The sequence below is a fragment of the Paenibacillus riograndensis SBR5 genome (genome assembly GCF_000981585.1).
GTDB lineage: Bacteria > Bacillota > Bacilli > Paenibacillales > Paenibacillaceae > Paenibacillus_AQ > Paenibacillus_AQ riograndensis.
Genome location: NZ_LN831776.1, coordinates 6,069,560 through 6,082,840 on the forward strand (window position 1 = coordinate 6,069,560; position 13,281 = coordinate 6,082,840).

At 52.3% G+C, this 13,281-nt stretch carries 12 protein-coding genes; 2 read left to right on the top strand and 10 right to left on the bottom strand.

The features are described 5' to 3' along the window. Positions 1 to 121: 121 nt before the first annotated feature. The 4 genes from dnaK to PRIO_RS25745 all read right to left on the bottom strand — a co-directional run bounded on the left by dnaK (position 122) and on the right by PRIO_RS25745 (position 4,411). Complete coding sequence (gene dnaK / locus PRIO_RS25730; protein WP_039832751.1) at positions 122 to 1,966, bottom strand: molecular chaperone DnaK; 1,845 nt, start codon at positions 1,964 to 1,966, stop codon at positions 122 to 124. A 100-nt stretch (positions 1,967 to 2,066) separates the two neighbouring features. Then, positions 2,067 to 2,657, bottom strand: coding sequence for a nucleotide exchange factor GrpE (gene grpE / locus PRIO_RS25735; protein WP_020428123.1), 591 nt, complete (start codon positions 2,655 to 2,657; stop codon positions 2,067 to 2,069). A 48-nt stretch (positions 2,658 to 2,705) separates the two neighbouring features. Beyond that, the gene (gene hrcA, locus PRIO_RS25740) at positions 2,706 to 3,737 is read right to left on the bottom strand and encodes a heat-inducible transcriptional repressor HrcA (protein ID WP_020428122.1); all 1,032 of its coding nucleotides are present in this window, start codon (positions 3,735 to 3,737) and stop codon (positions 2,706 to 2,708) included. Between the two features lie 134 nt (positions 3,738 to 3,871). After that, complete coding sequence (locus PRIO_RS25745; protein WP_020428121.1) at positions 3,872 to 4,411, bottom strand: SDR family NAD(P)-dependent oxidoreductase; 540 nt, start codon at positions 4,409 to 4,411, stop codon at positions 3,872 to 3,874. Positions 4,412 to 4,523: 112 nt separating this feature from the next. On the opposite strand from PRIO_RS25745, the gene PRIO_RS25750 reads away from it, so the two are divergent. Continuing rightward, entirely contained in the window at positions 4,524 to 5,267 is a 744-nt protein-coding gene (locus PRIO_RS25750) for a hypothetical protein (protein ID WP_020428120.1), read from the top strand. A 368-nt stretch (positions 5,268 to 5,635) separates the two neighbouring features. Here PRIO_RS25750 and PRIO_RS25755 read toward each other — a convergent pair whose 3' ends face one another. The 6 genes from PRIO_RS25755 to gpr all read right to left on the bottom strand — a co-directional run bounded on the left by PRIO_RS25755 (position 5,636) and on the right by gpr (position 12,764). Further along, positions 5,636 to 6,145, bottom strand: coding sequence for an N-acetyltransferase (locus tag PRIO_RS25755; RefSeq protein WP_020428119.1), 510 nt, complete (start codon positions 6,143 to 6,145; stop codon positions 5,636 to 5,638). 74 nt (positions 6,146 to 6,219) lie between these two features. Next, positions 6,220 to 7,392, bottom strand: a complete 1,173-nt coding sequence (hemW, locus tag PRIO_RS25760) for a radical SAM family heme chaperone HemW (RefSeq protein WP_020428118.1) — start codon at positions 7,390 to 7,392, stop codon at positions 6,220 to 6,222. A 189-nt stretch (positions 7,393 to 7,581) separates the two neighbouring features. Further along, the gene (gene lepA, locus PRIO_RS25765) at positions 7,582 to 9,396 is read right to left on the bottom strand and encodes a translation elongation factor 4 (protein ID WP_020428117.1); all 1,815 of its coding nucleotides are present in this window, start codon (positions 9,394 to 9,396) and stop codon (positions 7,582 to 7,584) included. 193 nt (positions 9,397 to 9,589) lie between these two features. Continuing rightward, positions 9,590 to 10,105 carry a hypothetical protein gene (locus PRIO_RS25770; RefSeq protein ID WP_046505333.1) on the bottom strand — a complete coding sequence of 172 codons (516 nt, stop codon included), beginning with the start codon at positions 10,103 to 10,105 and terminating at the stop codon, positions 9,590 to 9,592. Between the two features lie 27 nt (positions 10,106 to 10,132). After that, a complete protein-coding gene (locus PRIO_RS25775) occupies positions 10,133 to 11,473 on the bottom strand; it encodes a stage II sporulation protein P (protein ID WP_046505336.1) in 1,341 nt (446 codons plus the stop codon). A gap of 280 nt (positions 11,474 to 11,753) precedes the next feature. Beyond that, a complete protein-coding gene (gpr, locus tag PRIO_RS25780; protein WP_020428113.1) occupies positions 11,754 to 12,764 on the bottom strand; it encodes a GPR endopeptidase in 1,011 nt (336 codons plus the stop codon). 179 nt (positions 12,765 to 12,943) lie between these two features. On the opposite strand from gpr, the gene rpsT reads away from it, so the two are divergent. After that, positions 12,944 to 13,216 carry a 30S ribosomal protein S20 gene (rpsT, locus tag PRIO_RS25785; protein WP_020428112.1) on the top strand — a complete coding sequence of 91 codons (273 nt, stop codon included), beginning with the start codon at positions 12,944 to 12,946 and terminating at the stop codon, positions 13,214 to 13,216. Positions 13,217 to 13,281: the final 65 nt, after the last annotated feature.

Here is a 13,281-nt window from a genome sequence, read left to right on the forward strand (position 1 = left end):
ACCTCCGTACATCAATACTCTAATACTCAGGTTTCCCTGTAACATGTTAAAAGGAAAGTCAAAACACGGGATGCCCCGGTCTTGACCTTCCCTTTGTACAGAATAAACTTATCGTTTAAGGTTACCCTTGATTCTTCTCGTCGTCAACAACTTCGTAGTCAGCGTCTACGACATTGTCTTTCTTCGCGCCTTCAGCGGCTCCCTGTCCGCCTTCTGCGCCTTGCTCTGCCTGTGCAGCCTGTTCATACAGCTTCACGGACAATTGCTGTACAATCTCGGTCAGCGCTTCTGTAGCTGCGTTGATTTCTTCCAGATTGTCGGTTTCCAGGGCTGCTTTCAGCTTATCCTTGGCAGCGTTCGCTTTGTCAACTTCGGAAGCGTCGGCTTTGTCGCCCAGGTCTTTGATTACTTTGTCTGTAGAATACACGAGCTGGTCTGCAGAGTTTTTCGCTTCCACCAATTCTTTGCGCTTGCGGTCTTCCTCAGCATGCAGCTCGGCATCCTTCATCATCTGTTCTACTTCCGCGTCGCTCAGGCCGCTGGAGGAAGTGATGGTGATCTTCTGGCTCTTGTTAGTGCCTTTATCGGTTGCCGATACATTTACGATACCGTTGGCGTCAATATCGAAGGTTACTTCGATTTGCGGTACACCGCGCGGTGCCGGTGGGATCTCGTTCAGCATGAAACGTCCCAGGGTTTTGTTGCCGTTCGCCATCTGGCGTTCACCCTGCAGCACGTGAATTTCCACGCTTGGCTGGTTGTCGGCAAAGGTCGAGAAGACCTGTGATTTGCTTGTAGGGATCGTAGTGTTGCGTTCGATCATCTTCGTGAACACGCCGCCTGCAGTTTCAATACCCAGGGACAGCGGAGTTACGTCCAGCAAGACCACGTCTTTTACGTCACCGGTCAATACACCCGCTTGTACGGCTGCACCAAGGGCAACCACTTCATCCGGGTTAACGCCTTTGTGAGGCTCTTTGCCGGTAAGCTTCTTGATTGCATCCTGTACGGCTGGAATACGTGTGGAACCGCCCACGAGCACGATTCTGTTCAGATCGGCCGGAGTCATGCCTGCATCGCTCAACGCTTGGCGGGTAGGTCCCAGCGTGCGTTCTACCAGGCCTGCAGTCAGCTCATCGAATTTGGCACGGGTCAGGTTAACTTCCAAGTGCTGAGGCACGCCGTCAACGACCGTGATGAACGGAAGGGATACTGTCGTGGTCAGTACGCCGGACAGTTCCTTTTTCGCTTTTTCCGCAGCATCCTTCAGACGTTGTACTGCTGCTTTATCTTTGCTCAGGTCGATGCCCTGCTCTTTTTTGAATTCGGCTACGAGATAATCCATAACTACCTGGTCGAAGTCGTCGCCGCCAAGACGGTTGTCGCCGCTTGTAGCTTTTACTTCGAAGAAGCCGTCGCCCAGCTCAAGGATGGATACGTCGAACGTACCGCCGCCAAGGTCATAGACAAGGATCGTTTGGTCTTCGGATTTCTCCAGACCGTAAGCAAGCGCCGCTGCGGTTGGTTCGTTGACGATACGCAGAACTTCCAGACCGGCAATTTTGCCCGCATCCTTGGTAGCTTGACGCTGGCTGTCGTTGAAATACGCAGGAACCGTGATAACCGCTTGCGTAACCGGTTGTCCCAGATAAGCTTCGGCATCGGATTTCAGCTTTTGCAGAATCATGGCCGAGATCTCTTGTGCAGAGTAGTCTTTGCCGTCGATGCTTTCTTTGTGGTTCGTGCCCATATGGCGCTTAATCGAAGCGATGGTGCGGTCAGGGTTCGTAATCGCCTGGCGTTTGGCTGTTTCGCCGACAATACGTTCGCCGTCCTTCTTGAAGCCGACAACCGAAGGGGTTGTGCGTGCGCCTTCCGGATTCGGAATAACGACAGCTTCGCCGCCTTCCATTACGGCAACGCAAGAGTTGGTGGTTCCTAAGTCAATACCGATAACTTTACTCACTGTAAGTGCCTCCTCAAAATGATATGGAGCCATGGCTCCAGTTGGATTTTGGATTAAGTAATTTGTTCATTTCATTAACATCCGGCATATATAGACAGGACTACATGCTGACTTTAACCATGGCGGGACGAAGCACCTTATCCTTCAGGAGATAGCCCTTCTGGACCTCTTCCGTCACGATGCCTTCCTCGTGCTCCTCGCTCTCCACCTGCATGATGGCCTGATGATATTCAGGGTTGAAAGGCTGTCCTACCGTTTCCATAGCTGCAAGTCCTTCAGACTTCAATACCCCTTCCAGCTGTTGGAAAATCATATTCACGCCTTTGTTAAAAGCTTCGAATTCCGGAGTAGCCGGAACTGTGGCAATGGCACGTTCGAAGTTGTCCAGTACCGGAAGCAGCTCACCTACAAGCTTAGAGGTGGCATACTGTGCCAGTTCCTCTTTTTCCTTCTGGGTACGGCGGCGGAAGTTGTCAAAATCAGCCTGCACACGCAGCACACGCCCTTGATATTCATCTGCCAGCTCCTGCAGGCGTTTGGCCTCTTCACCTTTGCCTGAAGCCTCCCCGATGGCCTCTTCTGCAGCTGCCGCCCCGTCCTCGCGGACTGCTTCAGCCTCATCAGCTGCCTGATTCTCATGTATTGCCTGATCTTTAATTTCATTGGAATCCTGAATCTCTTCCTCTTTCAAGTTGTCTTCACCTCCTTAATATCAGTCACGAAAACATTTACGCTCTGTTCACTTATACCAGTGTGCCAGCATCGCTGTCAAATCCCGGGACAGAATCCCTAGTATACCCATTACGCGTGCATATTCCATCCGGGTCGGACCCAGGATGCCAATGCTTCCAAGCGCCTTGCCGTCCAGCGAATATGTGGCTGTAATCAGACTGCAGTTGGCAAACGCCTCATGCTTATTCTCCATGCCGATACGCACCTGCATGCCGGTTCCTCCGGATGCGGGAGCAAGCATTTTGAGCAAAGTAGGTGTTTCTTCCAGCAAATCGAGAATATCCTTCACCTTGTCGACGTCCTTGAACTCCGGCTGGGTTAGCATATTGGTCGCTCCGCTGAGATAGATGCGCTGTTCATGGTCACTCTCCAGTGCTGTATCCAGCACCTTCATTAATTCTTCGTAGTGGGAGATATGGCGCTGCATTTCCTCCCCAAGCTCGGAATAGAGCTGGCTCTTCAGCTTGTAGAGCGGTACATTCACCAGCTTGCTGTTCAGCAGATTAACCACTTTCTCCATCTCGGACAGAGAAATCTCCGGCGGGATGCTTACGGTCTTATTCTCTACCTGGCCGGTACTGGTAACAATGATCGCCACAGCGGTTCTGTCATCCAGCGGCAGCAGCTGGAAATGGCGCAATGAAGTATGAAAAACCTCCGGCCCCAAAAGGATGGAAGTGTAGTTCGTCATATTGGAAAGAATCATCGCCGCATGCTGGATAACCTGCTCCGTTGCATTAAGCTTCTCGGCAAAAAAGGCGCGGATCGTGTCCAATTCAGCCGATTCAGCGGAATTCCACGGAACCAGATGATCCACATAATAGCGGTAGCCCTTATGGGAAGGAATTCGTCCTGCTGAAGTATGCGGCTGTTCCAGGTAGCCCAAATCCTCCAAGTCGGCCATTTCGTTGCGGATCGTTGCAGGACTGTAGCCCACGTCTCCCCGTTTGGAAATGCTTCGCGAACCAACCGGCTCGGCAGAAGTAATGTAATCATCTACGATGGCATTCAATATCATTTTCTGGCGTTCGGTTAACATGCAAAATCCCCTCCTGTCGGCTCCGGCTCCTGATTCGTTAGCACTCTGGTTAGATGAGTGCTAACCACTAATACAAAAATACCAAACTGACCTTGACATTGTCAAGTCAGTTCAGTATCTTGGCTGCGCCCATTTCAGCTTAGGCGGGCTTCCCGTGTTGTACGGCAGACCAGCCGCATCACTTTACGGTGCAGAGAAGGAAAAAGGGTGAACACAACATCCATCGTCCGGCGCAGCGGCATCGGATTGACAAGCTCTTCATTCCTCTCTATTCCTTTAAAAGCAATACCGGCAAAATGTTCAGGAGTCATCAGCTTTTGCTTTTTTACCTGGGCAAGGACCTTCTTCTTATCCATATGCACCGCCTCGCCGCTGTCAAAAATCGGAGTGTCGACAAACGCCGGACACAAGCAGCTTACCTTAACCCCATAAGCTTCAGCTTCATAGTGAAGGGAGGCCGTCAGCCCCACCGCCGGACCATCCGCGACATCCACCTGAACAAAGCGGCAGGCTCCGCCCAAGCCCTCAAGCTCCGCCACCGTCTTAACTCCTTCCTCTGCATTCAGATCAGCAATAACAATGTACACCCTTCTTTTAAGGAGTTCCTTGCACAAAGCCTTGCCAATCCCTGAAGCGCCCCCGGTAACGATTCCAACCCGCTGAATCTGATCCATTCATTATCTCCCCTATTCTTATGTATAGTGGTAAATCTAAAACCATATTTCCCGGATGGATAATGCAACCAATTCCCCGCTTCTTCGTCTGTTCTTTCAGGGGGGATGTACAATGAAGTCACTAAGGCAACAGATCTTAGCTGCATCTATTCTAATGATGACCGTGCTTATGCTGTCTGGCTCCATGCGGGAGGGGGTGCCGGGCGGGATGCCGGAGAAAGCAGGTCCATATAAGTGCTATTACGGGGACGTTGATTATGCCTCTGTCCTCCGGTGGAACGGCATTACCTATATGGATAATAGCGATGGAGATATCAGCGGGTTGAAAACTGGGGATAAGGTCGGCAAAATCCGCTACCGCAAAGCAGACCATACTTGTCCGCGTGATCCCATGCAGGATGGGGATGCCACGCTGCTGGAAGTGGGTACGCAGCTCTACGAGGTGAAGGGCTACAAAGCCACAGCCCTGCTGATGGCAGGGGACAGGCTGTATGAGGCTACCGATAATCCCTCTGCCCGGACCCTTAACGATCTGCTGGATATTGAAGGAAAAATCAAAACAGTACGTTTTGTCAGCGGCATGGACGGGAGTCCGCTGAAGGATTTTACACCGGAAGCCTCTGCCGTATTCATCCGGGAATATCCTAAGCTGAAATATGTTCCATTTCGCCAGTTGGCCAAAGAAACCAAACAGTGGGTCGGAGATAAATACTGGCTGGAATTGGAACTGAACGACGCTTCGAGCAGAAGAATGGTCTACAACGCGATGTTTGCGGCGTTCCAACCTTCCGGCTATGCCACACCTGAGCTGGCCCGGCTGGTGGAAGCGCAGCGCAAGCTGATTTATGCACAATAACACGGGGCATACGGCCGCAGGGATTCCCAACCGCTCAAAAATCAACAGGGGCATGCTGAAGATGGATCCGCTATCCTTAGCTTTTCAAAAAAACCACTTTTCCGCAAAGGGCTTATGCCCTGCTGAAAAGTGGTTGCTGTTTTAGCGTCTATTAATTTGCTTAGAGTTCACATTGTTTTGCAGCATGCCTAACTCTCGGCGATATACCGTGGTTAAGACATGCGTGGTTGACTGGGCGACTTTGCGTGGGTTTCTCTGCGGACTCGATAAGCTCTCTTTACGACCGATATCCGCAGCTGATGCGGACACGAAATCCGTTAATTTGGGAGGCTTCATCCATTCCGCAGGCCTGATGCCCGCTCCGGTTCTTAATCCAGCTTCTTCAGCACGGCGATCTCATCGCAGGCATGCTGCTTCTTGCAGTTCACACAATCAGTCCAGACCTTCTCCGGGAAAATCTCCTTCTCCACGACGGTAAAGCCGTTTCTAAGGAAGAAATCCACTGCATAGGTCAGCGCCATGATCTTGGGAATCTTCTGGCGTCTGGCCTCTTCCGTCAGCTTCTCCAGAATCATCGAGCCTATGCCTTTGCCTTTGCCCTCATCACGCAATCCAATGGAACGCACCTCTACGAGATCAGCGCCCAGTCTGAACAGCGATCCGCAGCCGATGAATTTGCCGTCCAATTCCGCGATCACGAACTGGTCGATCTGGCGGGTCAGTGCTTGCCTGGAACGGGGAAGCATAATACCGCGCTGGGCGTATTCCTCTATCATTAAATACAGCGGCTCTACATCCTCCACTGTAGCATTTCTGCATATCACCTTATGGTCTCCCGCAGGAGCTGGCTGGCGGACCCCATCCGTTTTGACAAGCACTTTGACTCACCCCTTGTTGTTAATATGAATAAATATACAACAGGGTGAATTACAATTCAAGAGGTATTTTAAAATTAAACTTCCGTCAGAACTCCGACAAATTCACCGAACACATCATTCCCGAACAGGATGCCCTGCTTGCTTAGACGGTAGGCATCTCCGTTCTGCTCAATCAGGCCGGCGGCCAGCATTTTTTTCAGCGACCCCGCAAAAATATCCTGCAAAGACTTCCCGAACTGTGCCCGGAACGCCTGATCCGACACGCCCTCGCGCATCCGCAGCCCGACCATCATGAAGTCCTCCATCGCCTCCTGCTCGGAAATCCGGAAGGTGTCCAGACGGGGCAGCCCGCTGTGCGAAGCCTCGATATACGGGTTGACACCCTTGATATTCATATGCCGCTGCCGCTTCACGTATCCATGCGCTCCCGCACCGAGGCCATAATAATCCTCATTGCGCCAGTACGTAATATTGTGACGGCTCTCCATCCCCGGCTTGGCGAAATTGCTGATCTCGTATTGCCCATAGCCTGCAGCCTCCATCGTGGACATCAGCAGGAGATACATTTCCAGCTCATCCTCTTCACTGGGCAGCGGAAGCTTGTTCTTGTTGAACAGGGTGTGGAACAGCGTATTTTCTTCAACCTTAAGACTATAGATGGAATAGTGCGGCAGATTAAGCTCCAGCGCTTTGCTGACGCTCTCTCTCAGCATATCCACAGTCTGGTTCGGCAGACCGAACATCAGATCCACCGACAGATTATGCAGTCCGACACTGCGCGCATTCTCGAGACTGCGGTAGACATCATCCACATTGTGGATGCGTCCGATGCCGCTCAGCAGCTCATTCTGGAATGCCTGCACGCCGAAGCTGACCCGGTTGACGCCGCCTTCTTTCATAACTGCGAGCTTATCCTTATCTGTGGTGCCGGGATTGGCCTCCATTGAGAACTCTATATTCTCATCCCACTGAGGAAAGTGCGTGCGGACCGATTTCAGAAAATAAGCCATCTCCTCCGGCTTAAGCACCGTAGGTGTTCCCCCGCCGACAAAAATCGTCTTGATCACACCAGGCGTTGTGTGCTTCACCGTCATTTCCATCTCCCGGTCCAGCGCACGCAGGTAATCCATGACTGGCTGATCCTTCAGGACATAGGAGTTGAAATCACAATAGAAGCATTTATTCGTGCAAAATGGAATGTGAATGTATACGGCCTCAGGGGGACGGCCATTAATCGGGTTTGTCATAGCTGTCTCCTTTGTTCTATATAAGTTGAACTTTAGATTTGCAAATTGGACCGTGCTGGTACAGCTAGCCGGAAAAGGGAAGCCTGGCGGCTTCCCTTATAGGCATTCGCTTATGGGTAGATCTGCATCATGCATGTTAACAGCTGGCATTCCGGCATTCGGCCGTTACGCACCGGTGCTTAGCTTGACTTACTCATCAATCTTAAGCACCGCCATAAACGCTTCCTGCGGAACCTCAACGCTGCCGACCTGCTTCATGCGCTTCTTGCCTTCCTTCTGCTTCTCCAGCAGCTTCCGCTTACGCGAAATATCGCCGCCGTAGCATTTGGCCAGCACGTTCTTGCGCATCGCCTTAACGGTCTCGCGGGCCACAATCTTCGTGCCGACAGAAGCCTGGATCGGCACCTCGAACATCTGCCGGGGGATGATTCCGCGCAGCTTCTCACAGATGATACGGCCGCGGTTATAGGCGCGGTCACGGTGAACGATGAACGACAAGGCATCAACCTGTTCTCCGTTCAGGAGAATGTCCATCTTCACCAGATTGGACTGCCGGTAGCCGGAAATTTCATAATCAAAGGACGCATAGCCCTTCGTACCCGATTTCAACTGGTCAAAGAAGTCATACACAATCTCCGACAGCGGGATCTGATAAGTGATGGTAACCCGGTTGGAATCCAGGTACTCCATATTGACGAATTCGCCGCGTTTGTTCTGGCACAGCTCCATTACGGTACCTACGTAGTCGTTCGGGACAATAATCCCGGCCTTGACGTATGGCTCCTCCACATAATCAATGGTTCCGATCTCCGGATAGTGTGACGGATTGTCAATCTGGAGTGTTTCGCCATTGGTCAGCTTGATGCGGTAAATAACGCTTGGCGCGGTAGTGATCAGCGGCAGATTGAATTCACGTTCAATACGCTCCTGAATGATCTCCATGTGCAGCAGTCCCAGAAAGCCGCAGCGGAAGCCAAAACCCAGCGCGCTTGAGCTTTCAGGTTCAAAGCTGAGCGAAGCATCGTTCAGCTGCAGCTTCTCCAGCGCTTCGCGCAGATCGTTGTAGTCCGAGGTTTCGATCGGATACAGCCCGCAGTACACCATCGGGTTAATCTTGCGGTAGCCCGGCAGCGGCTCCGGTGTCGGATTCTTGGCATCCGTTACCGTATCCCCGACCCGTGTGTCGCCGACATGCTTGATGCCGGCTACGATGAAGCCGACATCCCCAATGTTCAGCTCTTCCACGATGCTCATGCGCGGCATAAATGCGCCCACCTCAATAACGTCAAATACCTTATCGGTGGCCATCATCTTAATCTTCGAGCCGGCACGGATCTTGCCGTCGATAACGCGGACATAGACGATAACACCTTTGTACGGATCATAGTGGGAGTCAAAAATCAGCGCCTTCAGCGGAGCGTCGGAGGTGCCGGAAGGCGCCGGAACCTGCTTGACTACCTGTTCCAGTATCTCCTTAATCCCGATGCCTGCTTTGGCGGAAGCCAGCACAGCTTCGCTGGCATCCAGTCCGATCACATCCTCAATCTCCTGCTTCACCCGTTCGGGGTCAGCGCTCGGCAGATCGATTTTGTTGATCACCGGAAGAATTTCCAGATTGTTATCCAAGGCCAGATATACGTTAGCCAGTGTCTGAGCTTCGATTCCCTGGGCTGCATCCACTACGAGCAGCGCGCCTTCACAGGCGGCAAGGCTGCGGGAAACCTCATAGGTGAAGTCGACGTGCCCCGGTGTATCAATCAGGTTCAGCAAGTACTCCTGACCGTCGTCAGCACGATAAGTCAGACGCACAGCCTGAAGCTTGATGGTGATACCGCGTTCGCGCTCCAGGTCCATCTGGTCAAGCACCTGCTCTTGCATTTCGCGTGAAGTAAGCGCACCAGTGTATTCCAAAATGCGGTCGGCCAGTGTCGATTTGCCATGGTCTATATGTGCAATAATCGAGAAATTGCGGATTTGTTGTTGTCTTTTCTGAACGTCAGTCATTCCTTACCCCCACAGACAGCCTAATGTTAATCCACTTATTATAACAGTACGCGCTTCACCCATCAATCCCGCCTGCGCCGAACACGTAAAGAAAAGGTCCGGCGCACAGAAAAAAAGCGGACTTGCTCCCTCCGGGGGAGACGCAGCCGCCAATTGTTTTCCAAAAATTACTGCGCAGTACGGTGTAAGCAGCTTATTTCTCAGCAGAGTCGAACAGCGAGACCACCCAACGGATGCTCTTCTGCGAGGCCTCTTGCAGCAGCCCAGCTGTTTTGTCAGCCAGCTTGTCTACTGTCGGCTTTTGCTCTTCAGGGATAAGAATCTGCTCGGGACTCATCCTGCTGTAGTCCGCAACCTCCTGCTGAGGCAGACTCCCGCCCCCAGCAGGTCCCGCCGTGGCTTGCGGCTGCACCGGCACAATTGTATATTCGCCTGTTACAGGATCTACAGACACGGGAACATACACATAAGCCTGCCCGCTTTGTACCCCGCCTGCCGGGGGAACGGTGCGGGTACCTGCCGTCTGACTGGCTGGTGCAGTCGGGGACGTCCCGGCTGCATTGCTCCAGCCCGGCAAAACTGTAGAAGCCCTGGGGCTTCCGCTTCCGCCGCCGCTGCCGCCTCCACTGCTGCCGAACTGCATGCCTATCAATATGCCGATGCCGGCCCACAAGCCGACCATAACCAGATTTTTACCGAACCGCGTCATTTCAGACGCCCCCTTTGCCTCGTATAATCAATTACTCTGCTTCACTGTGTCTGCACCAGACTCAGGCGCAGCCGCTTTTTCCGCATCATGGCTGTTCCAGTAGACATCGGCAATGGCATCGGCCAGGATATCTGCTGTCCGTTTCAGTTCATCCTCTGAATTGTCGATTCCGCCCACTTCAATTAATACACTGTTAGGCGAAAGCGTCTGATTGTATTCCCCGTTGTTGCCGTTGCCGGAAGATTTCCCCCAAATGCCGCGGGAAACACCGGGATAGCTTTTTTCCAGCAGCTGATGGATTTTATTGGCGAACGCCTCGTTTTTCTTCCAATTTTTATTCGCATGTCCGAGGATAAAATACACCTGGGCGTAACTTTTTCCGTTAATGACGGCAGTGGTTTTGCCATGCCGCTGTGAATCACGGTGAATATCAATCATTTCAGTCATCTCCTGATGGGTGCTCATCGCTGCCTTGACAGTCATGCGCGAATATTTATAGGAAAAGTTCCAATTATAATCCGGCACTGTCGTAGCGTAATCCTCTTGCGCATGAACCGTACCAATTCCGCGCTGCTCCAGTCTTTTGGCAATATATGAGCCTACCAGCATTACATTTTTGGAAGGAACAGCTGAACTTGGGTTGTCACTCTCTACGCCCAGCAGCGGGTTGTAGGCCTCGCGGGGGTGGGAATGATAGATTAAAATCCGTTTCATCGCAGACTCCTGGCTGCTGCCGGGTGTAGCTGCACTGCCGTTGCCGCCTGCCGCGTCCGGTGCTGCAGTAGGTTCAGGCTGCGGTTCAGTCTCTTCTCCGCCAGGCTCGTCCACCCCATCGCCATGTGCAGGTTCTGTTCCGGCCCCTCCTGCCGTATCGTCTCCGGTACCATGGGCTTCTGAATCTCCGGCGGCCAGTTCATCCGTTCCCGGATGGTAGTCTGCAGGAGCATCTTTAGCACCGCCCGAGCCGAGCCGCAGCAGAAACGGATCATCGGCGGCCAGCCCCGGAACCTCGCGGGAGAGCAGGCTTTTCGGGTCCCCGGGGTCGACACTGGTCAGCATCCGAAAGACGAAGGAGGTTACGTTCCTGCCTGAAAATGCAGACGGCTCTTCACTTTTCGGCAGATGCGGAACCTCCATGCCCAGCAGCTCCATAAAAAATCCGCTTGATAAGGAAGCCGCCAAACCCTTCATTGAAGGAACGGGCGAAGAGTTCAGCTTCTGTCCGGCCAACCCGCCGGCGCCAAGCAGCATAAAAAATACAAGTGAACCTCCGGCCAGCAGCAGCATCGTTTTTCCCAGCGACAGAACATCCAGCAGCTTGCTCCGCAGCCGGCCGATATTCCATAGCTGAAACCATTTTCTGTTCATTATTGTTATGTCCTCCTCCAGCCCTCTGTAATCTCTTATACTCCCAATCTATGAGCGGAGAAGGAATGCTAGAACCTGAAATGAGAGAACAAAAAGAAGAGCCGGACGCTCTCTATGTGATGGGGAACCAATATATACATATATACATTTTGATATGTAAAAAAGCCCGCCTCAATCTGCGGATAGGCAGACTGGGGCAGACGGATTTGAACTGCGGACCCGGTTAGGGGGCCCAGGAAAAGACAAACAGGGGGCAGGAAAGACTGAACCGTTAGGCTGGTTAGTGGGTATACGCTCCTACATTCCCCGGATCAACAGCCTCATGCAGCGCAGCGTTCAGTCCGCTGGCTACGATATTAGCGATTTCTTCAATGAACTCATCAATTTCCTTTGGGGTTACGATGAGATCATGTCCAAGCGGCTCCAGCACCTCTTTGACCAGCGACAGCCGTTCGTGCTCAGAGATGTCGTCCAGCATGCCCATGATTTCTTTGGTTTGCGTGGCGCCGGCTCCAGCCTGCCCAAAATGCCTGCTCATCATCTCCAGCACGTTGTTCACAATGGTCGAAGCATAGCAGACGGTAGGAACGCCGATAGCGATGCAGGGGATACCCAGTATCTCTTTAGTCAGCCCCCGGCGTTTATTGCCGATTCCTGAACCGGGATGGATGCCGATGTCGGCGATTTGAATCGTCGTATTGATCCGTTCCAGCGAGCGGGATGCCAACGCATCTATGGCAATTATCACATCCGGCTTGGTACGGTCGATGATCCCCTGAACCACTTCGCTGGATTCAATACCGGTAAGACCCAGCACGCCCGGCGCAATCGCGCTTACATTGCGGTAGCCCGGGGAGACCTGATCGGGAACCAATTCGTAGAACTGGCGGGTAATCAGCGAATTCTCCACAACGAGCGGTCCCAGTGAATCGGGAGTCACGTTCCAGTTGCCTAGACCAACAATCAGAACAGAAGCGTTGCGGCCAATGCCGATTCTGTCCATGAACTGCTCAAATTCACGGGCAAAAACCACGGACACCTTCTGCTGCAGTCCGGTATCACCGCCGCGCAGCGCGGGAACCTCCAGGGTTACGTAATTACCGATGGCACGCCCAATGGCCTGCGAACCCGCATCATTAGCCACGGCAAGACGGGTAACCTTGATGCCATCCGCCTCTTCCACCTCTTCGTTCACACCGGGAATGGGCGTTTTTTGCGGTCCCTGAGCCATTTCCTTTGCTTCCAGCGCCAAATCTGTGCGTACCGAATACAGCTGAAGATCCAGTTCCATTATAAGTTCAGCCTCCTTTTGCATATTGGTGATAGTGTGCGAGAGAAGGCCATGGTTTATACAGCCCGGAAAGGTTAAATTTCAAAGCTTTAGTCTTGCATTTTATGAGAGGTCATGCTAAACTATTTTAAGTTGTGAATCATTTGATGATTTCGAATGTCTTTCAGGAGGTGAATGCAATGCCAAATATCAAATCCGCGGTAAAACGCGTCAAGACGACCGAAAAACGCCGTGCACTGAACGCTTCCCAGAAATCCGCGCTTCGTACAGCCGTGAAAACTGCTGATGTAGCTCTGACTGGTACAGAAGTGGAAACTGCTCAAGCTGCTTTCCAAGCTGCTTCCAAAAAGCTGGACAAGGCTGTAACCAAAGGCCTGGTTCATAAAAATGCGGCTGCCCGCAAAAAATCCCGCTTGGCGAAGAAATTGAACGCTCTTAAGGCTCAAGCCTAAGCCAGGGGCGACATTAATAATGCGCACTTTAAGAACCTGACCGTTATGCTGCATGCGGTTAGGTT

Excerpts from the sequence above, each read along its gene's own strand:
- hrcA (WP_020428122.1), bottom strand. The coding sequence starts at position 3,737 with ATGTTAACCGAACGCCAGAAAATGATATTGAATGCCATCGTAGATGAT.
- PRIO_RS25745 (WP_020428121.1), bottom strand. The coding sequence starts at position 4,411 with ATGGATCAGATTCAGCGGGTTGGAATCGTTACCGGGGGCGCTTCAGGG.
- PRIO_RS25750 (WP_020428120.1), top strand. The coding sequence starts at position 4,524 with ATGAAGTCACTAAGGCAACAGATCTTAGCTGCATCTATTCTAATGATG.
- hemW (WP_020428118.1), bottom strand. The coding sequence starts at position 7,392 with ATGACAAACCCGATTAATGGCCGTCCCCCTGAGGCCGTATACATTCAC.
- lepA (WP_020428117.1), bottom strand. The coding sequence starts at position 9,396 with ATGACTGACGTTCAGAAAAGACAACAACAAATCCGCAATTTCTCGATT.
- PRIO_RS25770 (WP_046505333.1), bottom strand. The coding sequence starts at position 10,105 with ATGACGCGGTTCGGTAAAAATCTGGTTATGGTCGGCTTGTGGGCCGGC.
- PRIO_RS25775 (WP_046505336.1), bottom strand. The coding sequence starts at position 11,473 with ATGAACAGAAAATGGTTTCAGCTATGGAATATCGGCCGGCTGCGGAGC.
- gpr (WP_020428113.1), bottom strand. The coding sequence starts at position 12,764 with ATGGAACTGGATCTTCAGCTGTATTCGGTACGCACAGATTTGGCGCTG.
- rpsT (WP_020428112.1), top strand. The coding sequence starts at position 12,944 with ATGCCAAATATCAAATCCGCGGTAAAACGCGTCAAGACGACCGAAAAA.